Origin of the sequence: Alkalimonas mucilaginosa, assembly GCF_036327005.1 — a bacterium.
GTDB lineage: Bacteria > Pseudomonadota > Gammaproteobacteria > Enterobacterales > Alteromonadaceae > Alkalimonas > Alkalimonas mucilaginosa.
The window spans coordinates 65,844-87,484 of record NZ_JAUGZK010000011.1 but is presented as its reverse complement, the minus strand read 5'-3'; the positions used below and the strand labels follow the sequence as shown (position 1 = coordinate 87,484).

Annotated in this window: 16 protein-coding genes, 3 tRNA genes and 1 other RNA gene; 7 read left to right on the top strand and 13 right to left on the bottom strand. The window is 51.1% G+C overall.

Features of this window, described 5'->3' with window-relative positions:
* Positions 1-235: 235 nt before the first annotated feature.
* From QWF21_RS13880 to QWF21_RS13860, 5 genes are all read left to right on the top strand, one after another.
* Positions 236-2,269, top strand: a complete 2,034-nt coding sequence (locus QWF21_RS13880; RefSeq protein WP_330088644.1) for a S8 family serine peptidase — start codon at positions 236-238, stop codon at positions 2,267-2,269.
* Between the two features lie 145 nt (positions 2,270-2,414).
* Positions 2,415-5,072, top strand: a complete 2,658-nt coding sequence (locus tag QWF21_RS13875; protein ID WP_330088643.1) for a lipocalin-like domain-containing protein — start codon at positions 2,415-2,417, stop codon at positions 5,070-5,072.
* An 88-nt stretch (positions 5,073-5,160) separates the two neighbouring features.
* Positions 5,161-5,445 (top strand): GIY-YIG nuclease family protein, encoded by a 285-nt coding sequence (locus QWF21_RS13870; RefSeq protein ID WP_330088642.1) that lies wholly within the window; start codon positions 5,161-5,163, stop codon positions 5,443-5,445.
* 33 nt (positions 5,446-5,478) lie between these two features.
* Complete coding sequence (locus QWF21_RS13865; RefSeq protein ID WP_330088641.1) at positions 5,479-6,396, top strand: AEC family transporter; 918 nt, start codon at positions 5,479-5,481, stop codon at positions 6,394-6,396.
* 19 nt (positions 6,397-6,415) lie between these two features.
* Positions 6,416-7,723, top strand: a complete 1,308-nt coding sequence (locus QWF21_RS13860; RefSeq protein WP_330088640.1) for a mechanosensitive ion channel family protein — start codon at positions 6,416-6,418, stop codon at positions 7,721-7,723.
* A gap of 43 nt (positions 7,724-7,766) precedes the next feature.
* On the opposite strand, the gene tyrS is transcribed toward QWF21_RS13860, so the two are convergent.
* The gene (gene tyrS / locus QWF21_RS13855; RefSeq protein ID WP_330088639.1) at positions 7,767-8,969 is read right to left on the bottom strand and encodes a tyrosine--tRNA ligase; all 1,203 of its coding nucleotides are present in this window, start codon (positions 8,967-8,969) and stop codon (positions 7,767-7,769) included.
* A 141-nt stretch (positions 8,970-9,110) separates the two neighbouring features.
* Between tyrS and QWF21_RS13850 the strand changes: the two genes are divergently transcribed.
* Together QWF21_RS13850 and QWF21_RS13845 are read left to right on the top strand one after the other, a co-directional pair.
* Positions 9,111-10,442 (top strand): peptidoglycan DD-metalloendopeptidase family protein, encoded by a 1,332-nt coding sequence (locus QWF21_RS13850; protein ID WP_407935297.1) that lies wholly within the window; start codon positions 9,111-9,113, stop codon positions 10,440-10,442.
* Positions 10,443-10,580: 138 nt separating this feature from the next.
* Complete coding sequence (locus QWF21_RS13845) at positions 10,581-10,961, top strand: hypothetical protein (protein ID WP_330088637.1); 381 nt, start codon at positions 10,581-10,583, stop codon at positions 10,959-10,961.
* Positions 10,962-10,976: 15 nt separating this feature from the next.
* Here QWF21_RS13845 and QWF21_RS13840 read toward each other — a convergent pair whose 3' ends face one another.
* The 12 genes from QWF21_RS13840 to csrA all read right to left on the bottom strand — a co-directional run bounded on the left by QWF21_RS13840 (position 10,977) and on the right by csrA (position 21,538).
* Entirely contained in the window at positions 10,977-13,544 is a 2,568-nt protein-coding gene (locus QWF21_RS13840) for a protein kinase domain-containing protein (RefSeq protein ID WP_330088636.1), read from the bottom strand.
* Positions 13,545-13,634: 90 nt separating this feature from the next.
* Positions 13,635-14,765, bottom strand: a complete 1,131-nt coding sequence (locus QWF21_RS13835; RefSeq protein WP_330088635.1) for a sodium ion-translocating decarboxylase subunit beta — start codon at positions 14,763-14,765, stop codon at positions 13,635-13,637.
* Positions 14,766-14,776: 11 nt separating this feature from the next.
* Positions 14,777-16,555: a sodium-extruding oxaloacetate decarboxylase subunit alpha gene (oadA, locus tag QWF21_RS13830; protein ID WP_330088634.1), complete on the bottom strand. Its 1,779-nt coding sequence runs from the start codon at positions 16,553-16,555 to the stop codon at positions 14,777-14,779.
* Positions 16,556-16,567: 12 nt separating this feature from the next.
* A complete protein-coding gene (locus QWF21_RS13825; protein WP_330088633.1) occupies positions 16,568-16,813 on the bottom strand; it encodes an OadG family protein in 246 nt (81 codons plus the stop codon).
* A gap of 244 nt (positions 16,814-17,057) precedes the next feature.
* Positions 17,058-17,633: a PqiC family protein gene (locus tag QWF21_RS13820; RefSeq protein WP_330088632.1), complete on the bottom strand. Its 576-nt coding sequence runs from the start codon at positions 17,631-17,633 to the stop codon at positions 17,058-17,060.
* Complete coding sequence (gene pqiB, locus QWF21_RS13815) at positions 17,630-19,273, bottom strand: intermembrane transport protein PqiB (protein ID WP_330088631.1); 1,644 nt, start codon at positions 19,271-19,273, stop codon at positions 17,630-17,632. Before pqiB ends, QWF21_RS13820 begins: the two co-directional genes overlap by 4 nt.
* Entirely contained in the window at positions 19,270-20,595 is a 1,326-nt protein-coding gene (locus QWF21_RS13810; RefSeq protein WP_330088630.1) for a PqiA/YebS family transporter subunit, read from the bottom strand. The genes pqiB and QWF21_RS13810 overlap by 4 nt, the downstream gene beginning before the upstream one ends.
* 125 nt (positions 20,596-20,720) lie before the next feature.
* A non-coding RNA gene (locus tag QWF21_RS13805) (RtT sRNA) lies at positions 20,721-20,851 on the bottom strand.
* Between the two features lie 54 nt (positions 20,852-20,905).
* A tRNA-Arg gene (locus tag QWF21_RS13800) sits at positions 20,906-20,982 on the bottom strand.
* Between the two features lie 35 nt (positions 20,983-21,017).
* Positions 21,018-21,094 (bottom strand) — tRNA-Arg (locus QWF21_RS13795).
* Between the two features lie 13 nt (positions 21,095-21,107).
* Positions 21,108-21,197: transfer RNA gene (locus tag QWF21_RS13790), tRNA-Ser, on the bottom strand.
* A gap of 149 nt (positions 21,198-21,346) precedes the next feature.
* Positions 21,347-21,538, bottom strand: a complete 192-nt coding sequence (csrA, locus tag QWF21_RS13785; protein ID WP_330088629.1) for a carbon storage regulator CsrA — start codon at positions 21,536-21,538, stop codon at positions 21,347-21,349.
* Between the last annotated feature and the right edge of the window lie 103 nt (positions 21,539-21,641).

Below are 21,641 nucleotides of genomic sequence, written 5' to 3'. Positions count from 1 at the left end.
ACAGCGTAACCCTACCACAGTGGTTCTTTAATCGGGACCACTGTGCGCCTTGCTTTACAAAGACGTCTAAACATCTTTACTACTACACAAATAAATTGCTATAGACCAATTATTCCTTAGCTCATAGCAAAGCATTCTAAAGTTTTATTTGCCTATTTTTTGCACCACTGTTCATTATTTAAGCGCTCCGATTCAAATGAGCACATTAAATAACAATAAAACAGAGGAACATCCAATGACCTTAAAACACCAGCTGACCATAGCTGGAATTGCAGCCAGTCTTGCTTTTGCTGCTCTTCCTGCCTGGTCGCAAGCCAGCCTGCTTAGCGTTCCTGAGCACAAAACCATACCAAATCAATACATTGTGGTCTTAAAAGAACAAGAGTTAGCTTTACTAGGTGCCGATGCAGTCCACGTAAAAGCCCGTAGCTACAGCCAGTTAGCACAAGGCACTGTGAAAGCAGAGTTCAATCATGCCCTGAAAGGTTTTGTGATTGAAACAAATGACAGCGGTGTCAAAACCTTGTTGCAACAAGCATCCGTCGATTACATCGAGCCGGTTCAGCGTATATCGCTGTACAACCAGCAAAATAATGCGCCCTGGGGCTTGGATCGCCTGGATCAGCAAAACCTGCCTTTGAATGGTGTCTATCGTTATGATTTAACCGGTGCCGGTGTCAATGCCTATGTGATTGACACCGGCATCAACACCAGCCATACCCAGTTTCGTGGTCGTATTGGCCGGGTCGTAACTACCATCGGTAATAACCCGGAAGACTGCAATGGCCATGGTACCCATGTGGCCGGCAGTATTGGTGCGACAACCTATGGCGTGGCCAAACAAGTGACGCTCCACTCCGTGAAGGTGTTTGGCTGCAGTGGGGAAACCACTTCTACTGCAATTATTCAGGGCATTGACTGGGTAGCAGCCAACGCAGTCCGCCCTGCTGTCGCCAATATGAGCCTCGGTGGTGGGGCTTCGCCCGCCCTGGACCAAGCTACCAATCGTTTGATCCAACGCGGAGTCGCCACCGTGGTGGCGGCAGGCAACGACAATGCAAATGCTTGCAACTATTCACCCGCCAGAGTCTCAGCAGCGATGACAGTGGGTTCATCCACCCGCAACGACAGTCGTTCGAATTTTTCCAACTGGGGCAGCTGTGTCAATATCTTTGCACCAGGCTCAGATATTATTGCGCCCTGGATTGGTGGTGCTAACGCCACCCGAACGATCAGCGGCACGTCTATGGCCAGTCCTCATGTAGCAGGAGCCGCAGCGCTTTACCTGCAACAAAACCCCAATGCCACACCAGCTCAGGTGGCGCAAGCAATCTACAGCAATGCCGCCACGGGCAAAATATCCAACCCTAATGGTACCGTAAACCGGCTACTTAACACCGAGTTTTTGCTGGGTGGCGGTGGTGGTAATCAACCACCAGTTGCCAGCTTTACCGTGAGTATTAATGGACTCTCCATCAGTCTGCAGGATACTTCCACCGATGATCAAGGCGTGGTTAGTTGGCAGTGGGATTTTGGCGATGGCAACAGCTCCAGCCAGCAAAATCCGATGCATAGCTATGCCCAAGGCGGTAGTTACAGCATCAGTCTGACCGTGGCCGATCAACAGGGCTTACAGAGCACAGCCCGCAGAACCATTACGGTCAGTGGCGGCGGTGGCGGTGGCTGCGATGGTTTAGCCCCCTGGTCCGCAACCACATCGTATCAGGCAGGTCAGCAGGTCAGCTACAATGGACGTCGTTATGAAGCCACCTGGTGGTCGACCGGTGCCCGTCCGGATCTGTTCAGCAACGTCTGGCGTGATCTGGGCCCATGCAGCGGCGGTGGCGGTAATCAACCTCCGGTTGCCGACTTCAGCTTCCAAAGCAATGGCCTGACGGTGCAGTTTAGCGATCAGAGTACCGATGACCAAGGTGTTGTCAGCTGGGAATGGAGCTTTGGCGATGGGAGCAGTTCTGTCCAACAACACCCGGTACACAGCTACAGTCAGGCTGGCAGCTATCAGGTGCAGTTAACGGTGGCAGATGCGGATGGCGCCAGCCATAGCACCAGCAAAACGGTGACCGTCAGCAATCAGGGCGGAGGCTGCTCCGGCTTACCGGCCTGGCAAGCCAGTGCTGTCTATACCGCCGGCGATCAAGTACAGTATAATGGCCAACGCTATCGTGCCAACTGGTGGACTCAAAACCAGAACCCAAGCCAGTATTCAGGGCAATGGGCAGTCTGGACCCATCAGGGGGCTTGTCAATAACACCTCACAAGGGGAAGCCTGGCTTCCCCTTGCTGTCTTATCAGACGTAGCTTCAATCAAGATTTAACACCACACTTTTGCTATTCCATTAATGCATACTACTATTGATTAGCGGTCAAATGATGACCACTTAGGAGAGACTAGCATGCACTATTGTTTTAACCTTAAAGCAGCAGCTTTGCTCAGCATTACCGCCACCTTAGCATTAGGATGTGGCTCAAGTGATCCTGCTCCCGATTTAAATGTGGTATCCGCTGTATCTGTAAAAGAACGGCGCTCAATCGAGATTACCGGCTCTGTTTCAGATAGGAATAGCTTCACCTTGGAGTGGACTCAAACCTCAGGGCCTGTCTTAGAGTTAAGCAGTACCTCGGTGATCAATCCCACTCTGACCGCTCCATCCGTTGACAGTGATCAAACTGCCGTTTTACAGGTCACCGCAACCAACACCAAAGGTAAAACGAGTTCTGCGACCGTTACCGTTAGCATTGTTAATAACACCGCGCCTGAAATATCTGCTGACTTTGCCCCCATTCCAGAAAAACTCCAGGCCAGTTTACAGGCAACAATCACCGATGATGGAACCGTCAGTTCCATTGCCTGGGAGCAAATAGCAGGCCCTGCTGTTGAGCTGGAAGGTACCACAACCGAGGTCATTACTTTTACTGCGCCCGCAGTCACCGAGTTGACCCAATTGACCTTTCGAATCACAGCCACTGATGATGATAATGAAAGCAGCCAGGTCACGGCTCATGTCGATGTTGAACCCAATTTGCTGGCCTTCACGATTTCAGGCAAAGTCGTTGGTTTGGGGTTTGCAGAAAGCCAGGTGACAGCATCTGTTAACGGCGTTGATTATACTTCTCAAGCTGATGAAGCCGGTGCTTTTGAGCTTGAAGTACTGGTAGATGATGATTTACTCAACAGTGTTGCGGTAGTTACCGCCCTAGGAGAAAATGAACGACTCTCCTACAAAGCCTTTGTATCCGGGTTCAGGTTGGAAGAAGTCGTGGTCGCTCAACTTCAAACCGCATCGTTGGGAAACACAGCCCCACAACCTATTACCTTAACTGTCTCTCCAGTTTCAACAGCACTGTATTCGCTGATAGTTGCCGAAAACAATGGTGTAATCCCAGCAGCCCTTGAGCAGCTGGTGTTTGTTGAAAAGTCAATTGATCCACAAGCATTGATTGAAGCAGCAGCTATTGCCAAGATACTGACGGAAAACCCTGACATCGAGTTACCCGAGGGGATCAACTCAATTTCCGAACTTTTAGCAAATACCGCAAGTTATAATCAGCTGCTGGAAGAGGTCAATACCAACAACCCCGGGCTGGTTGCTGAGTCCATTCTAAGCATTAGTGAGGATGCTGAGCTAATAGAGCCAATCGAAGTCGTTTCGCTATCGCCAATTTACTTTCAAACGATGAGTGCAGCCACTGGCTTTGTTCCAAGAAGTGGTGAGCGCTGGCAGTTTAACTCTGACGGTACAGGCAATCGCGCTACCGCTTTTCAAAATGCAACGTTCAATTGGAGCCTGGTGAATGGAGATGTGGTAGTGAACTACACTGAGCTACTGAAATCTACTGCTTTTCCAGCCCCCCGCGTTGGGCTTGCGGGTCTGACTCAAAGTGATATCGACAAATTGACGGATAGTAATATTTTCCAAATAGAAGTCACTTATACCACGACAGAGTCAAGGTTAACACGCCTGATAGGGGGTGCTTTGATCGATACCTTTAGAGTTCGGGATAAAACCACAGCCCAAATGGTACCGATTCTAACACCTCAAGGTACGGTTGATCCGGTAGGTGAATTACAAGAGTTAACCACCACCAGAAACTTGAGAAAAGCTATTAGTGAAGCAGCTACACCATTTAGCAATCAACTGGTTGTTGGTACCTGGTCTTTACTCAATTATTATGCCGAACCCTTTTTCAATGGCCCCTTAAAAGGGTTTTATCTCGATCGAATGACATTTAATGCCGATGGAAGCGGGCTGGGATTAGACACAGAATTTACCTTCGAGTGGTCTATCGAGTCCACCGTGTTAACCATCAACTTTGCGGATGGAAGCAAGCTGGAAAAGCAGATCCTGGATCAAAGCAACAACGACTTCTCCGTCTTTACCTCTGCATTTGGAACCGATGGTAAATTAATCGGTTCAAGAGCAGAGTACGGCTTTAAAATTGACGAAGCAACCAGCATTGCTGATGGAAGCTTTGTTAACCCAGTTGGCAAATACTGGCAAACGACAGTCAACCAATGGACACCTCCAAACTGGCAGGACGGTAAGTTAGCTTTTTGCACGGGAAATGATGCCAAGGATGGCGCATGCCAAAATGGTGTGAACTACTTTGGCTGGCAATTTAATGCTGGAGCCGACGGTTTCAACGTGGCCTCATTTGATGGGATACCTCCGAACTTTTCACCCAGCTTTTCAGATAGTCTTCACAAACTATCTTGGAGTATCAGTAGCGGCAAGCTAAGCTTCGAGTTTCTCGACTGCGATGATGACGATACTGCAGCCTGTAGAATACGTGAATGGCGACTCCTTAAAACAGAGAATGGTATACTGGGTCGGCGCTTTTATGTCGGAGAACGCCAATACTGGCGCTTTAGTGCGGACGAAGAGTTTAAAGTGCAAATTGGGCTTCGGATCAATATCTATGAAGAGTTAGCCTATGAGTACTGGAACCCAATGGAGTCTCAGTCTGTTAGCAGCAGAGGCTTGAATAGTGGGCTACGCGCGTTATCAAGAAGGATTCTGTTTGACAATCAAACACAAACCACCGCGTTTTAATTGGTGAGCAGCGCTTTTGTTCGCGCTGCTTTAAGTATCTTAAGGGTTAGAGCAAGTGGCTCTAACCCAATTATTTCCAAAGCATGAGATGGCCTGGTTTCTTTATCTGCTTCGAACCAACAACGATCATATTTATACTGGCATCAGCACTGATCCTGCACGCCGTCTGCGCCAGCACAATGGTGAGATCAGCGGGGGTGCCAAAGCCTTACGGGGCCGACGGCCATTGCAGTTGTTGTACCAGGAGCCCTACCCGTGTCGCAGCAGTGCCAGCAAAGCGGAATATCAATTTAAGCAATTGAGCAAACAACAAAAAGAAGCCTTTATTCGCCTAAAGGCGGATGGAGCTCCGGCCAGTTCCCCGCTAGAATAACTCTTTTCCCTGCACTAAGGAGCTGGCCTGCAGATGCCTGTGTTGCCACTGGACAACTACGCCCTGATCCTCGGTTATCTGGCCATCGGCCTGCTGCTGCGACTGGTGCCTGCCATGCCGGCTGACAGCGCGCGAGCCCTGAATGCTTATGTGCTGAATGTCGCTTTGCCTGCACTGGTGTTGTTGAAAATCCCCGAACTGCAGTTTTCCGCCCAGCTCTGGCTGCCGGTATTAACGCCCTGGTTGTTGCTAGTGCTGGTGGCAGGCTTGACATTGCTGGTGGGACATTGGCTGAGCTGGAGCCGGGATACCAAGGTCGCCCTGTTGATCGTGTTGCCGCTTGGCAATACCTCTTTTCTTGGCTTTCCGATGGTGGAGGCCTTTTGGGGCAGTGATCGCATGCCGGTCGCCATTATTTACGATCAGCTCGGCTCTTTTATTGCCCTGGCTACCTACTCCACCATTCTGGCCAGTCTGTACGGCCAACAGCAACAATCAGCAAGTATGAAAGCTATTGCACGCAAAGTACTCAGCTCACCGCCTCTCTTGGCCTTGCTGCTGGCACTGATGCTACGCAACAGCAGCTATCCGGCTCTGGCAAGTCAATTACTCAACAATGTTGCAGCCACCCTGGTGCCAGTGGTGATGATCGCGGTTGGCTTTAGCCTGCGCTTTCGTCTGCAAGCCAGTGAACTAAAGCCGCTTGGCTTCGGTTTGCTGGTGACACTGGTTCTGATGCCCCTGATGGCTTATGCTATAGCCAGTAGCAGCTCCGTTGATGTTAGTTTGCGGCAAACGGTGGTGTTTATGGCTGCGATGCCACCGATGATTTCTGCCGGCGCCATCGCCATTATGGCCGGGTTGGCACCCCGTCTGGTCAGTGCCCTGGTCGGCTTTGGTGTGCTGCTTAGTTTTCTAACCTTACCAGTGGTGTTCTGGTTGCTAAATTAACAATGTTCAAAGGAAACCTATGCTGGAATCTACCCTCACCTGGTTGCAACCGCATCTTGAAAGCCTGGTAAGCCCAGCTACCTGGTGGCAAGTGGTGGTGCTGGCGCTGGCAGCGGTGGCTGCCTCTTTGTTCAACCGGCGTATCCAGACACTGCTGGAAAGTCAGGCATCGGCTAACCAGCGGGGTTTTCGCCATATTGCAGTACGCAGTTTGCAGCGCCTGCTCTGGCCGTTAACTGCGCTTGCGGTGGTACTGCCAGCCAAAGCGGTGTTGGATTGGTACGAGCTGCCCTTGCAGCTGCTGGGCGTTGCCGTGCCCATTCTCTGGGCGCTGGCGCTGATCCGTTTTAGCATCTATTTACTGCGCAAAGCCTTTACTATTAATCCACTGCTGAAGTCTTCTGAAAGCGCCCTGTCGGTATTGATCTGGTTGGGTGTAGTCCTGCACCTACTGGGCTGGCTGCCAACAGTGCTGGGCTTTTTGGACAGCATGGCGCTTAACCTGGGTGAAAACCGCATTTCAGTCTTATCCGTGTTAAAGCTGTTAATGCTGGTCGCACTGGCTTTTACGATAGCCATTTGGCTGTCTGAACTCATAAGCCGTCAATTGCAACGCTCAGCCTATATTTCACCCAGCATGCGGGTTGGCTTTAACAAGTTCAGTAAGTTTATTTTGCTGACACTGGCTTTTCTCATCGCACTCAATGCCGTCGGGATAAACCTAAGCTCACTGGCTATCTTTGGTGGTGCGCTTGGTGTTGGCCTTGGTTTTGGCTTACAACGGATTGCCTCGAATTTTATCAGCGGCTTTATTCTGGTACTGGATCGTTCTATTAAACCCGGTGATGTTATTACCGTGGGGGATAAATTTGGCTGGGTCGAGGCGCTGAATTCCCGCTATGTGGTGGTGCGAAACCGTGAAGGGGTCGATACGCTGATCCCGAATGAAAACCTGATTACCTCGGAAGTGATCAACTGGAGCTATGCCGATCGCAATGTGCGGGTGGTGATCCCGGTGCAAATCAGTTACGACGATGATCCAGAGCAAGCGATGGCACTGATGCTGGAGTGCGCCAAAGCTTCATCCCGAATTTTGACCGAGCCAGCCCCTTCGGTGCGCTTGATGGAGTTTGCCGACAGTGGCATTGAGCTGCAGCTGCGCGCCTGGATTTCCGATCCGGAAAACGGCACCGGTGGCGTCAAGTCGGAAGTGAATTTAGCCATTTGGCGGGCATTTAAGGAACATAACATCACCATTCCTTACCCACAGCGCGATTTGCATATTAAATCAATGCCAGCCGAGCTTAAACGGCATCAGGATGATTGAAACAGCAGAAAAAAGGTAAGGGTGCCGAAAGCACCCTGACTCATTACACCAAGGTGATCCGAGCAAACTTGCGCTTACCTACCTGATAGATGGCGTCGCTGCCTTTGGTGATTTCCAGCTTGCTGTCGTCGATTTTTTCATCGCCGTTGCGCTTCACTGCACCCTGCTTGATCATCCGTATAGCCTCAGACGTACTGGCCACCAGGCCAGCTTCTTTCAGCAGATTGGCTATGGGCATGGCGTCGCCCTCACAGCTTAGCTGCAGCTCTGGAATATCATCCGGCAGGGCATTTTTGGAAAAACGCTGAATAAAGTCCTGCTCTGCGGCATCAGCGGCAGCTGCATCGTGGAAACGGGCAATGATTTCTTTCGCCAGCTCAACTTTCACATCGCGCGGGTTGCCACCATCGGCAATGCGCTGCTTTAGTGCTTCAATGTCGCTCAGTGGCCGGAAGCTTAGCAGCTCGAAATAACGCCACATCAACTCATCAGAAACCGACATGATTTTGCCAAACATCTCGTTGGGTGCATCGGTGATGCCAACGTAGTTGCCCAGCGATTTCGACATCTTCTGCACGCCATCCAGACCTTCCAGCAGCGGCACCATCATCACGGTTTGTGGCCGCTGCCCGGCTTCTTTTTGCAGCTCACGGCCCATCAGCAGGTTAAAGCGCTGATCGGTACCGCCCATCTCGACATCGGCTTCCAGCGCCACCGAATCCCAGCCTTGTACCAGCGGGTACAGAAACTCATGGATCGCAATCGACTGATTGTTGGCAAAGCGCTTTTTAAAGTCATCGCGCTCCAGCATCCGGGCCACTGTTTGCTGTGAGGCCAGCCGGATTAAACCAGCGGCACCTAACTCCCCCATCCATTCAGAGTTAAAAGCGATACGGGTTTTGGCCGGGTCCAGAATTTTAAACACCTGCTCTTTGTAAGTTTCGGCGTTGGTCAGCACATCTTCCCGGCTCAGTGGCTTGCGGGTGACATTTTTGCCGCTGGGATCACCTATCATGCCGGTAAAATCACCGATCAGGAAAATCACTTCATGACCATACTGCTGGAAGGTGCGCAGCTTGTTAATCAGCACGGTATGGCCCAGATGCAAATCTGGCGCTGTAGGATCAAAACCTGCTTTAATTTTCAATGGCTTGCCTTGCTTTAGCTTGGCAATCAGCTCGTCTTCCAGCAAAATCTCTTCGCAGCCGCGTTTTAACTCAGCAAACGCCTGCTCCCAGTTGGTCATGGTGTTCTCCAAAAAAGTAATCATCGTTGTCAGGATCGGTTATTTTAACTGATGCGGCTGGCATTGGAAATTGCACAATACTGGCAACAGTGAAAAAAAAGCGTTATGCTGCTAATTTAAGCAGTAATCAGATCCTTATCTATGCAAACATTGGTGTCACGTCTTCCACTCGCTCATCGCCTGTTCATTGTGGGTTTGATCCTGCTGTCTGTACTGGTGATCCTGCTACCAACAGAGACAACAGGTTCAAAACAAAGCAGTAGCGAGGTCGCAGAACTTAACGAGCTTTATATCCCTGAATTGTTACCCTTGGATACCAGTCTGTCAGCAGCAACCGATGTGCCTCCACTCTTAGAGCCGGTGCCTGAAACATTGCCTGAGCCTGAGCTGGCATGGCATAGCATAACCGTGCAAAGTGGCGATGCCCTATCCAACTTGTTTCGCCGCGCCAATGTCAGCCAGCAAACCATGCTGGCCATTCTGGCACTGGGCGATAGCACCCGTACCCTGACCCGCTTATTTCCCGGTGAAACACTGGAGTTTGGCTTAGATGAAACGGGCCAGCTGCAAGAGCTGCGTTATGCCATCAACCGGCTGGAATCGCTGCTGGTCTATCGTAATCACGAAGGACGGTTTCAAGCTGAACAACAGCGCCGTACTGTTGAAGCACGCACCGAATACGCCGCTGCCACCATTCAATCCAGCTTTTGGCATGCTGGCCTGAGTGCCGGCCTTAGCAACAACCAAATCATGGCGCTGGCCAGTATCTTTGGCTGGGATATCGACTTTGCACTGGATATACGGGCTGGTGACAGCTTTACCGTTTTGTTTGAGCGCAACTACAGCGAGGATGAGTTTATTGGACATGGTGCTATTCTTGCCGCTCAATTCAGCAATCAGGGCCGGGTGATTCAGGCGGTACGCCACAGCGATGGCCACTATTACAAACCCGATGGCACCAGCATGCGGCAGGCTTTTTTGCGTGCGCCGGTCGAGTTTACCCGCATCAGCTCCAACTTCAATCCCCGCCGACAGCACCCGGTCACCGGTCGGGTAGCGCCGCATAATGGCATTGATTATGTTGCTCCGGTTGGCACCCCTATTATGGCCACCGGTGATGGCCGGGTAACGGCTTCTACCTACAACAATCTGAACGGCAACTATGTGTTTATCCAACACGGCAACAACATCATTACCAAGTACCTGCATCTGTCCCGCCGTCAGGTCAAGGTGGGCGATCGGGTCCGGCAGGGCCAGGTGATTGGCCGGCTGGGTGCTACCGGCCGGGTTACTGGCCCGCATCTGCACTACGAGTTTGTGGTCAATGGCGTGCACCGCAATCCAAGAACAGTACAACTCCCCCAGGCTCAGGCTTTAACTGGTGCTGATAAAACCAGCTTTATTGCCAAAGCCAGCGAAGTACTGGCAGAGCTGCAGAGCCAACAACAGCAGTTGCTGGCTGCAGTGCCTTAACTGCTGCAGGCACTTAGCGTAGGATTTAGCGCTTACCCCCTTGCAAAACTTGTTAATGCATCAAACCATGCTAGTATATGGTTGCTTTATGGTTACTGAAGCAATTTATTCCGCTATTGCATGACACAAGGAAGCATGATGGCAACTCAACATTTTACTTTTACCTCAACCTTACAAATTCACATCGCCCCTCATGAGCAAGAGATTTACGCTGATAAAGGCGAAGCTATTACCTTTGAACTGGCCAATAAAAGTGGTTTAAAACTACTGGACTGGGGCTTGTATTTTAACAACCCGTTTGAGCCGGAGCGCTCCACGCGCTATTCATTCGGGGCCAAGAGCTGTGCCGAGCATTTGTACCGGGCAGAAAAACGGGTGGCACAAGATAGCACTACCGTTAAGGTTCCTATGTACAACGCCTACGCACTGTATCTGGTTGCAGAGCTGAAAGATGGTAAGCAACAGCTGTTCCAGTTGGATCCGGAAATTATCATCAATGATGGTGATGTAGATAGCTAACCAACTGACCACTTTTCATTTCAATCCCAACTCACTGAACTCAGGCTCATTCAACAACGATACCAATGGATAGCCTGAGTCCAGCGCTTGCTGCAACCAGCGCTTTGCTCTTTCATTATTACCACAAACTACAGCCTGTTGCGCCGCCAGCACAAACTGTCTGCTATCAGGCAGATCAGGCAACCCCAGCATAATCTGTTCCGATCTCTCACAGTCTCCGACTTTTGCCAGGTATACCGCCAACCTTAGTTGAAGCAAGGTATTATTTGGTGCCAACTCCAACCGCTCACGCAATAGCTTTATCGCTTGTTGGTAGGCTTGTTCAGCCAGCGATTGCTGTTGGCTATGCCGATAACTATCCGCCAGGTTAGCCCAAAGCAAGTAGTTTGTGGGGTCTAATTCAACCGCTTGCTGAAAAGCCTGCACCGCTTCTTCATATTTATATTGATAAAATAAAGCCGTTGCTACATTGGAATAATTGCTGGCAACGGGTGAAAGCTTTAATGCTTGAAGGAAAGCATAATGGGCTTCGCTGTACTGAGCACGATTGAATTGGATAGCCCCTAACATCCCCCATACTGAGGCATTCTCTGGGGCCCACTCCGATAACTTACGATAAGCCTGTTCTGCTTTGTCCAACTGGCTGGTCTGTAAATAAAAGGTGGCAAGATAGTTCAGTACAAACCAGCTGTGATGCTGTTCTAAAGCATTCAAAAAAGCCTGCTCCGCAAGTTCCAAGCGGCCTTGCCTTCGATAAGTATCTGCCAGGCCAAAGTAAGCCTCTGTTTGATTTGGCTCTCTTTGCAACACTTGGTGAAACATTGTGATCGCCTCATCAAAATCCGACTGCTGGACAGCCAGTTGGCCAAATAAAACAGGCAAATGGGGATCTGTTGGATAACGCAGCTGCAAACTATTCAGTGTATGTTGAACCCGCTCCAACCGGTGCAAGGTATCACGCGGAGCGACCCAAAGCGAGGCCCGAATCAGTGCCACTTCCGCGGCAGGAAAATCTGGTTGTAAGGCAATAGCCTGTTCCAGGGCTTCGATTCCGGCCAGTAAGCTTGGAGCAGAATTATCGCGGTACATATAGCCAAGGCCAAGCAAGTAGCGGCGATAAACCTCTTCCTCTTGAACTATCTCAGTTGCCAGTGTTGTGGCTGAAGCAGCGGTTTTGGTGCCTAGCAAATCCGATGCCGCCTGACGAAGACGGATGCTATTGCTCGCCCAATCGGTAGCAGATAACGCCAATTCTTTCGTCCGTATCCGCTGCCCATCCTTAGCATCCAGCAACGCTAACTCCAATGCAAGCTGTTGAGAAGGTTCCGCCCATTGCATGCTGCCAAGCAGAATACGCTCAGCACCAAAATACTGGTGCAACTGTACTACAGTCAAGTCCTGATACCGCCTTAGCTCAACCGGTGGGACAACCCATTTGGCACCATGGTTTTGCTGCAATGCAGCAAGATCATAACTCAGACTAAACCCCAACCCTCGCCCCAATAACGTAAGCTCTGGGTCATCCGACACGACGTGAAATGGCATCACAGCGAGCACCTTGCCTTCGGCTAACAGTGTTTGCTTATTCAGGCTCCCATAACCAAACCAAAGTAGTGGTATCAGTGCACAAAAAACAAGCCCAAGCACCATAGGCTGCTGGTACCAGAGTACTCGATGGGGTTGTGGCTTATTCAACTTCCGTATGCTGCGCTCAAGTTGTTCGACAAGCAGCTGCATAGAATCCGGCCGCAGCTCTGGGCTTACCGACAAACATTGACGAATCAATCGCTGCACCGGGGCAGGCACCTGCGTCTGCGCCCATGCTGGGGCGGGTCGAGTCATCCCTTCCGTCACAGCGGCTGCAGTAGCAATGGCATCATTAGCAGCAAAAGGATGCTGCTGGTAACACAGCTCATACAGCAACACCCCAAAGCTGAAGACATCGGATGCCACGGAAGCAGCTTCGCCCTGCAACAGTTCTGGAGCCAACCAGCCGACGCTATTCTGTAACGCGGTAGTCTGAGTTACATCCAGCCCGGCATTGGCTTCCAGCGGCTGGTCAGTCAGCACGGCTCGCAGTACGCTCAGCTCGCGGCTGCCCATACCAAAATCAACCAACCGAACCTGGTTATCAGCCGTAAGCAGCACATTGGATGGCTTTAATGCCCGATGCAACACCCCCGCCTGGTGCGCATAGCTCATCGCACTGGCGATTTGCTTTGCAATAGCCAGCCGCTCAATCAAATCATAGCGATTTTCTGCCAGATAGGCGGCCAGGTTTTTACCTTCAACCCACTCGGTAGCAATATAAGACTGGCTCTCTGCACTGCCCATTGCATCAACAGAGGCAATGCCTGGATGCTTCAGAGCAGCAACAGCGGCCGCAGCTTCAAGCAGCTCGGCACAAGACGCAGCATTGCACTGCAATACTTTAAGCGCCACCACTCGTTGCTGCGTTGCATCATAAGCTTTATAGCAGGTACCGTAACTGCCTGCACCAACGTCAGAAACGACAGTAAATGGTATGGCTTGTTCAGAGCTGTTGTGCTCAACGACCACGGTTTCCCCACCAGTAAAAAACACTTAATCTGGCTGCAGTATACCCAGAAACAGCGGATGGCACAGCTGTTTCCTGTGCCGATTATACCGGGGAGCTTTATGAATCGGCAGCCGCTACCCCACCAAGGCCAACAGGATACCTGCGGCTACTGCCGAGCCAATCACACCAGCCACATTCGGCCCCATTGCATGCATCAACAGGAAGTTGTGGGGGTTGGCTTGCAAACCTACTTTGTTCACTACCCTGGCTGCCATCGGCACCGCTGATACACCGGCAGCGCCTACCAGGGGGTTGATCGGCTGCTTCGACAACTTATTCATGATTTTTGCCATAATCACCCCGGAGCCGGTGCCAATGGCAAAAGCTACCATGCCAAGCACCAGGATCCCCAATGTTTGGGTGGTCAGAAAATGTTCGGCACTTAACCGCGAACCCACTGCCAAACCAAGGAAAATGGTCACGATATTAATCAGCTCGTTTTGCGCAGTCTTGCTCAGTCGATCCACCACCCCGGCTTCACGCATCAGGTTGCCTAAACACAGCATCCCGATCAGCGGTGCTGCCGTTGGTAAAAACAAGATAGTCAGCATCAACAAAATGAGCGGAAACAAGATTTTTTCTTTCTTGCTGACAGTACGCAGCTGCGTCATCTGAATTTCGCGCTCTTTCTGACTGGTCAGCGCTTTCATAATAGGCGGCTGAATTAAAGGCACCAGAGCCATGTATGAGTATGCAGCCACCGCAATGGCCCCCAGCAACTCTGGTGCCAATTGCGATGCCAGGAAGATGGCGGTTGGGCCATCGGCCCCGCCAATGATGGCAATCGCAGCCGCTTCTTTAAAGGTAAAACTCATACCCGGGATCCAGTTCAGTGCAATGGCCCCCAATAAAGTAGCGAAAATACCAAACTGCGCCGCGGCACCTAAAAATAGCATCCGAGGGTAAGCAATCAGTGCACCAAAATCGGTCATAGCACCGACACCAAGGAAAATCAGTAGTGGGAATAAGCCTGTTCCCACCCCAACTTCGTAGAACATATGCAGCAAGCCGCCCACTTCCCCCATACCAGCCAGCGGAATATTGGTCAAAATGGCACCAAAACCAATGGGTAACAACAGCAAGGGTTCAAAGTTTTTGGCAATAGCCAGGTACAACAAGCCAATGCCAACCAACAGCATCACCACTTGACCAGCGGTGAAATTCAATACGCCGGTCGACTGCAATAAGGTTTGAAAAGCATCCATCAAAACATCCTTCAGGCGTAGGTGATTAAAACATCGCCGTTGGTCACAGCATCGCCAGCGCTGACATGGATTTGTTGAATGGTACCATCCACCGCCGCACGCACTTCGGTCTCCATTTTCATCGCTTCCATAATGATCACCACATCGCCCTTCTTCACCTGAGCACCCTCTTTGGTCACCACCTTCCAGATGTTGCCAGCCAAAGGTGCCGTTAAGGTGCCGCTACCGGTCACAGAAGCGCGGCCTGGAATGTTTTCTTCCACCACCGGCTTGATGCTGCTGAGCTCTCCGCTAGGCGCTACCTCCACTTCATACACCTTGCCATCGACCCGTACGCTGTAGGCGGCAACGCCACCGGTTACCGTTACCGCTGGGCTTGTAGTGCTGCCGGTGTCAGACGGCACTTCCGGGACGGGCTCAAAGGCGGCCGGGTTATTGCGGTTTTTTAAGAATTTCAAACCCACTTGCGGGAACAAAGCATAGGTCAGCACATCATCTACCTGAGCGTCGGCCAGGCTGATGCTTTCTTTTTTAGCGATTTCCTGCAGCTCTTTGCTTAACCGCTCCATCTCCGGTTCCAGCAAATCGGCAGGGCGGCAGGTGATGGCATCGCTGCCGTCCAGTACCCGTTTCTGCAGCTCCGCATCCACTTCGGCAGGGGTAGCACCGTATTCGCCTTTTAACACACCGGCGGTTTCTTTGGTGATGGTTTTGTAGCGCTCGCCGGTCAGCACATTGAGCACCGCCTGAGTGCCGACAATCTGTGAGGTTGGGGTAACCAACGGAATAAAACCTAAATCCTCACGGACTTTCGGAATTTCTTTCAGTACGGTATCCAGTTTATCCAGTGCATCCTGCTCTTTGAGCTGGCTTTCCATATTGGTCAGCATCCCACCTGGCACCTGGGCCAGCAAAATACGGGCATCAACGCCTTTTAAGGAACCTTCAAATTTAGCGTATTTCTTCCGCACTTCACGGAAATAAGCGGCAATTTCAGCCAGTAACACCAAATCCAGACCAGTATCGCGCTCGGTGCCTTCGGTAATGGCGACCATGGTTTCTGTCGCGCTATGACCATAGGTCATACTCATCGAGGAAATCGCAGTATCCAGCATATCAATGCCGGCATCGATGGCTTTCTGGTAGGTGGCCGTACTGAGCCCTGTGGTAGCGTGGCATTGCATCGCCAGCGGGATTTTCACCGCTTCTTTGATGCGGGTAATCAGCTCATCGGCTACATAAGGCTTCAGCAAACCCGCCATATCTTTAATACAAATGGAGTGACAGCCCATATCCTCGAGCTGGATCGCCATATCCACCCACATATCGATGGTATGCACCGGACTGACAGTATAAGACATCGTCCCCTGAGCATGGGCATTGGCTTTCACTGCAGCCTGAATGGCGGTTTGCAAGTTACGGATATCGTTCATGGCATCGAAAATGCGGAACACATCCACCCCGTTCTCGACCGCACGATCGACAAAGGCTTCGACCACATCATCGGCATAATGCCGGTAGCCCAGCAAATTCTGGCCGCGCAGCAACATCTGCTGCTTGGTATTGGGCATGGCTTTTTTTAGTGCCCGGATCCGGTGCCAGGGGTCTTCCCCCAGATAACGAATGCAGGCATCGAAAGTAGCTCCTCCCCAGGACTCCATCGACCAGTAGCCGACCTTGTCCAGTTTTTCAGCAATAGGCAGCATGTCTTCCAGACGCATCCGGGTTGCCAACAGGGATTGATGGGCATCTCTGAGTACCAGCTCGGTTAATAACAATGGCTTACTCATAACAGTCCTCTTTTAATGTTGTTGCTGCCGATGTTGATGAATTGCTGCGGTAATGGCGGCCACCAGTCGGGGAGAGATCGTATCGGATGCCACCACCTCCACGGTTGTCGCTGTGCTTTTTTTCGTTGGGAAGAATCGTCGTACACTGAAACTCATTAGCTGAATAATCACCACCAGCAGGGTCAGGAACACAAAGACGGTTGCCATCCCAATGGCCATAAGTTCCGCTGCCTGCTGCAGCATAGTGCTGACTTCCATGATTTCCCCCTTAGCCAGTATGGTTTGCGCTTATGCGAAGCACAGAGCACAACCTGTTCATCTGTAAAAAATTGTTGCCTGCAGCAGCATTATGCGGATTCTGGTTCGAACCGACAATTCAGCCTTGTGATAACTGCTATAGATACCATGAATCCACAACCATATAAACACTTTTACGTCCAGACATCCAAAACAATTCTAAAGACTTCTGCTGCAAAAGTAAGCTACTTTTTGGTATTTTTATTCATTCTGCCTCAGCCATTGTTGTCAGCAGGCCGGCTATATCCTGACTCAACTGCTGCCAGCCCACTGCCATTGCCTCAACCAGGGCAGGATAACCGTCGTTAGCCAAGGGTTGGCGAATTAGAAAAGGTTGCCGTGCACTATGCTGCGGCCCGGATAAGCGGTACTCCCCACTTAACAGCGCATAGCCATCGGCGGTACCCACCATCCGATCTAACCGGATATGCAATTGCATAGCGGTTTTGTCGGTTTGCGGTTGCAGCTGCCAACCACTGCCTGATGCATCCAGGTTCAACGCCAGATGACGACTCAGTTGCGTGGCGAGATCATCCGCCCACAGATGCTGCCTGGCGACGGTAAGCTCGGTCGCACTGTGTTGAAAGGCAATGCCCCTTTGCTGCAGAAAAGGAGCCAGTTGGATACTTTGCAACACCAGAGTACGCCCACTGGATGACTGGGGGGCTGAATGCTCAGGCAACGTCTCAGGATAAGGAAACTGGTAATACTGTGTGTGTACCGCGTGCTGTGAGCACGCCATTAGCAACAATAAACATCCACCGTACAACACGGTTCTCATGGCCGGGCTCTCCTTGGTTCGGGATCAGCTTCAGGCGTGGCCTGAAAAATAAGGGCATTGCTGCGCTGGTTTAAGGTATGCAGCAAGGGCTGCAAATCCCGCTGCAACTGCTCGAATTGCTGTAAATTACTGTTTAGCCGCTGATGCGTCTGAGACTCTGGCCCAAAAGACTGCAGCAGTTGCTCCAATTGCTGCAGGCTGTGGTTTAATTGCTCTGGCACCTGCTGCATCGCAGGTTGCGCCAGGTAAGCTTCCAGTTGCAGCATCACCTGCTGCATTTCAGCCATGGCTGTCGTGGCCTGGGCCAGGGTACGGGTCCCCTCTTCCAGCAAGGGTTCAACCGGCAACTGAATCATCTTCTCCAGCGCCATCAACACTTTCTGTTCAATGTTACTAAGGCCTCCCCGCGCCGTAGGTAATACGGCATAACCAGCATAATCCATTGCTTGCCAACTGATGTCCGGTTCATCCATCATATCCAAATCAATGTACAAGCCACCGGTCAACAGGCTACTGGTTTTCAGGATGGCTCTTAACCCTTGCTCTGCCCCACGGGCTAATTGCTGCTTTACCTGTTCGGTACTGATGTTTTCGTACAAGCGCCCTGTTTCAATGCGGATCAACACAGGTATTCCCTGATCAAAGGAGGTTTCCAGCGGGTGCGCCATGGAAAAGAAAAATGGCACACTAACCACAGTCCCAACCCGGACTCCACGGTACTCTACCGGTGCGCCAGCTTTTAACCCCCGGACAGACTCTTCAAAAAACAACAGATACTCAACATACTGACTGTACATCCCATCATGCATGCTGTTTTTATTCGGAAACAAGGCAAATTCGGTCTCAGAAGGTACCGGCTCTCCGGCCGGCCATCCCTCAAGGACATCAAAGCTGACGCCACCACTGATCAGACTGGCAATGGACGCAACGTCCACCCGGACGCCATCCGGTGTCAACTCAAAGCTGACACCACTGGCTTGCCAAAAGCGAACATTTTCAGTAACCAGCGAATCATAGGGTGCCCGGATAAACAGCTGATACAGCATGTGCCTGTCGTGCATATCAAACGAACTGTGCTCGACGGTGCCCACCTCATAACCACGATACAAAACCGGATCACCTACCGATAACACTCCGGTGTCTTCACTTCGTAGTCGAATACGAATGCCAGCGGCCTCTGCAGAAGCTACAGGCGGTGTTTCCAATAAATTGTGATGCAGGACAATGCGATCAGAATCGCCGGGTTGCAGCTCAATATAGGCTCCGGATAACAAGGTAGTAAGCCCGGTGATACCAGAGCGGCTGACTTGAGGCCGCACTACCCAAAACTGAGTTTCAGCATTGAGCAAAGGGGCTGTATCCGGCCGCATCCGGACTTTCATTTCGACTTGTTTCAAATCCGCGGTTAAGGCCACCGACACCACCTGCCCGACATCAACGCTGCGGCTTTTTACCGGCGTTTTACCTGCAACAATACCTTCTGCATGCGGCGCAATCAACGTCACTACAGGCCCCTGATTTTGATAACTGTAATACAGCATCCAAATGCCAATGCCTATAGCTGCCAGAGGTACTATCCAAATAGGGGACCATTGCCGTATCGGCTGAATGCTGGCCTCACGTTGTGCCTGTGTTGTCACGAAGTATGCTCCGTCATTGAGTTTGGCTGTTCAGTAGTTGCTGGCGCTTGCCCTGTCGGGCTATCCCACAGTAAACGGGGGTCAAAACTCAGGGCTGCCAGCATGGTAATAATGACCACGGCAGCAAAGGTTACCGCAGCAGGCCCCGGGTACACGCTCATTAATAAATCAAAGCGAACCAAAGCCGCTAAAATAGCCACTACCAGCACATCCACCATCGACCAGCGGCCTATCCAATCTACCCAACGAAACACCCAGGTAGATAACCGTTGCCGGTAGCTTTGTGGTTGCATCACAAGATAGCATAACCCGTAGAGCACCAGAATTTTCAACACAGGAATCACCACACTGGCCAGAGCAATAATCACTGCAACCGGGTAAGCGCCATCCTGCCACAGTAAACGAATACCACTTAAGATCGTGGACTGCGTTTCCTGGCCCATGGATACCGTTACCATAATGGGATAAATATTGGCTGGCAAATACAAAATGGCAGCCGTGGTAGTAAGCGCCAGGGTTTTCTGAATACTGGCAGGAATGCGACGATGCACCCTGTCACCACAGCGACTGCAATGCGACAGGTTGAAAGGAACCAAAGCCGTACAACAGGCACAAACTTTAAGGTGCTGGCTAAAACCAGTGCATCCAGGCTGAGCTTGAAGCATCGGCTTGGGGTTAGGAGAAATACGCGACCACATTTCGCGGCGATCAATCACCTGAAAAGTACGCAAATGCAACAGGCAGAATAAACAGAATGCCCAGAAACTAAGCCCTAGTGCTAAATCGCCATGACTGGCTAATTTAACAAAGCTCACCAGCAAGCCAATCAGAAAAATATCCACCATGCTCCAGGGTTTGAGCATAAAGAGCACCCTGGCCACCCACATCCGGGCAGGTAAGGGCCATATCATCCCCAGCTTCAGATAAATCACCGCTGTCATACAAAAAGCCGGAATGGCCTGAATAAACAACCAAACCAGCACCGCCAATGCCGGATGATGCACAGCAAACAGCACCGAGGAAGTATCCAGAAAGCTCATCTGCTGCTGACTACCTGCAGCGTGCATGCTAATAAATGGAAATAAATTGGCCAGCACCAGCATAAACAAGGCACTACTGGCAAACAGTACCGGTCTGATAACAGGTTGGGGGTGACGGCTATCCAGCAGATGACCACACTGACTGCAATGTGCTTCTTCGCCCGGCTGTAGCTCAGGCAAATGCTGTAGCAGATCACAGTAACGGCAGAGCACCAACTCGCCTTCAACATCTGGCTGTTCCAGCTCGCCTTGCGCGGTAAGATGATAGTGCTTGCTTGCCATAGCCTTGGGATCCTTTGCTTAGAAAAGATCTAATAGCATGCAGCTAGTAAGGATGCAAATAAGACGCGCATGGCTAAAACGACAAAACCCGCCTTGGCTTGCACCTTAGCGGGTTTCTTCGTATATGGCGGACGCGGGAGGATTGCTGGCGGCGTCCTGCCGCCAGCCCTTCGGGCCAGCTGAAGCTGTCCTGATTTGCTCCTGGCAAATCAGTCGAACCTGCGGAGCTTCTCACCCTCCCGCTGATGGAGCATAGGGCTAAAACGACAAAACCCGCTTCGGCTTACACCTTAGCGGGTTTCTTCGTATATGGCGGACGCGGGAGGATTCGAACCTCCGACCGCTCGGTTCGTAGCCGAGTACTCTATCCAGCTGAGCTACGCGTCCTAAAATCTTTGTTACTGCACACAGTCTAAATTGAATGGCGGACGCGGGAGGATTCGAACCTCCGACCGCTCGGTTCGTAGCCGAGTACTCTATCCAGCTGAGCTACGCGTCCAATTCAATTTAAATGGCGGAGAAAGAGGGATTCGAACCCTCGATAGAGTTTCCCCTATACACCCTTAGCAGGGGTGCGCCTTCAGCCACTCGGCCATTTCTCCGCGCTGTGTTGCGGCGTGTATATTAAAGTCTCAGGAAAATAAGTCAAACAATTTTTCTGCCAGGTCAGTTTGTTTGCCGACCTTTTAAGCAATCTGCGGTTTTTACTGGCAATTAAGCATCGCAGCCAGCAATACCGCCGGGCACCACCTTAAGCGTTGCCTTCGTCTTCAGGCGACTTTTCAGCCTGGATCCGCATGTAGATCTCTTCACGGTGAACGGATACTTCTTTTGGTGCATTCACGCCAATACGTACCTGATTTCCTTTGACACCCAAAACTGTAACGGTGACTTCATCACCAATCATCAGCGTTTCACCAACCCGTCGTGTAAGAATAAGCATTCGTTTGCTCCTATTTCCTTGTTTTCGGTCCAGCTCAGATACTGGCATCCTGAAAAAGTGCTCTATCATAACTCAGCTATCAACTGAAAGAAAAGCAACCAAT

Bases quoted from the DNA above. Each gene is read 5' to 3' on its own strand.
- QWF21_RS13880 (WP_330088644.1), top strand. From the start codon at position 236: ATGACCTTAAAACACCAGCTGACCATAGCTGGAATTGCAGCCAGTCTT.
- QWF21_RS13875 (WP_330088643.1), top strand. From the start codon at position 2,415: ATGCACTATTGTTTTAACCTTAAAGCAGCAGCTTTGCTCAGCATTACC.
- QWF21_RS13870 (WP_330088642.1), top strand. From the start codon at position 5,161: ATGGCCTGGTTTCTTTATCTGCTTCGAACCAACAACGATCATATTTAT.
- QWF21_RS13865 (WP_330088641.1), top strand. From the start codon at position 5,479: ATGCCTGTGTTGCCACTGGACAACTACGCCCTGATCCTCGGTTATCTG.
- QWF21_RS13860 (WP_330088640.1), top strand. From the start codon at position 6,416: ATGCTGGAATCTACCCTCACCTGGTTGCAACCGCATCTTGAAAGCCTG.
- tyrS (WP_330088639.1), bottom strand. From the start codon at position 8,969: ATGACCAACTGGGAGCAGGCGTTTGCTGAGTTAAAACGCGGCTGCGAA.
- QWF21_RS13850 (WP_407935297.1), top strand. From the start codon at position 9,111: ATGCAAACATTGGTGTCACGTCTTCCACTCGCTCATCGCCTGTTCATT.
- QWF21_RS13845 (WP_330088637.1), top strand. From the start codon at position 10,581: ATGGCAACTCAACATTTTACTTTTACCTCAACCTTACAAATTCACATC.
- QWF21_RS13835 (WP_330088635.1), bottom strand. From the start codon at position 14,765: ATGGATGCTTTTCAAACCTTATTGCAGTCGACCGGCGTATTGAATTTC.
- oadA (WP_330088634.1), bottom strand. From the start codon at position 16,555: ATGAGTAAGCCATTGTTATTAACCGAGCTGGTACTCAGAGATGCCCAT.
- QWF21_RS13825 (WP_330088633.1), bottom strand. From the start codon at position 16,813: ATGGAAGTCAGCACTATGCTGCAGCAGGCAGCGGAACTTATGGCCATT.
- QWF21_RS13820 (WP_330088632.1), bottom strand. From the start codon at position 17,633: ATGAGAACCGTGTTGTACGGTGGATGTTTATTGTTGCTAATGGCGTGC.
- QWF21_RS13810 (WP_330088630.1), bottom strand. From the start codon at position 20,595: ATGGCAAGCAAGCACTATCATCTTACCGCGCAAGGCGAGCTGGAACAG.
- csrA (WP_330088629.1), bottom strand. From the start codon at position 21,538: ATGCTTATTCTTACACGACGGGTTGGTGAAACGCTGATGATTGGTGAT.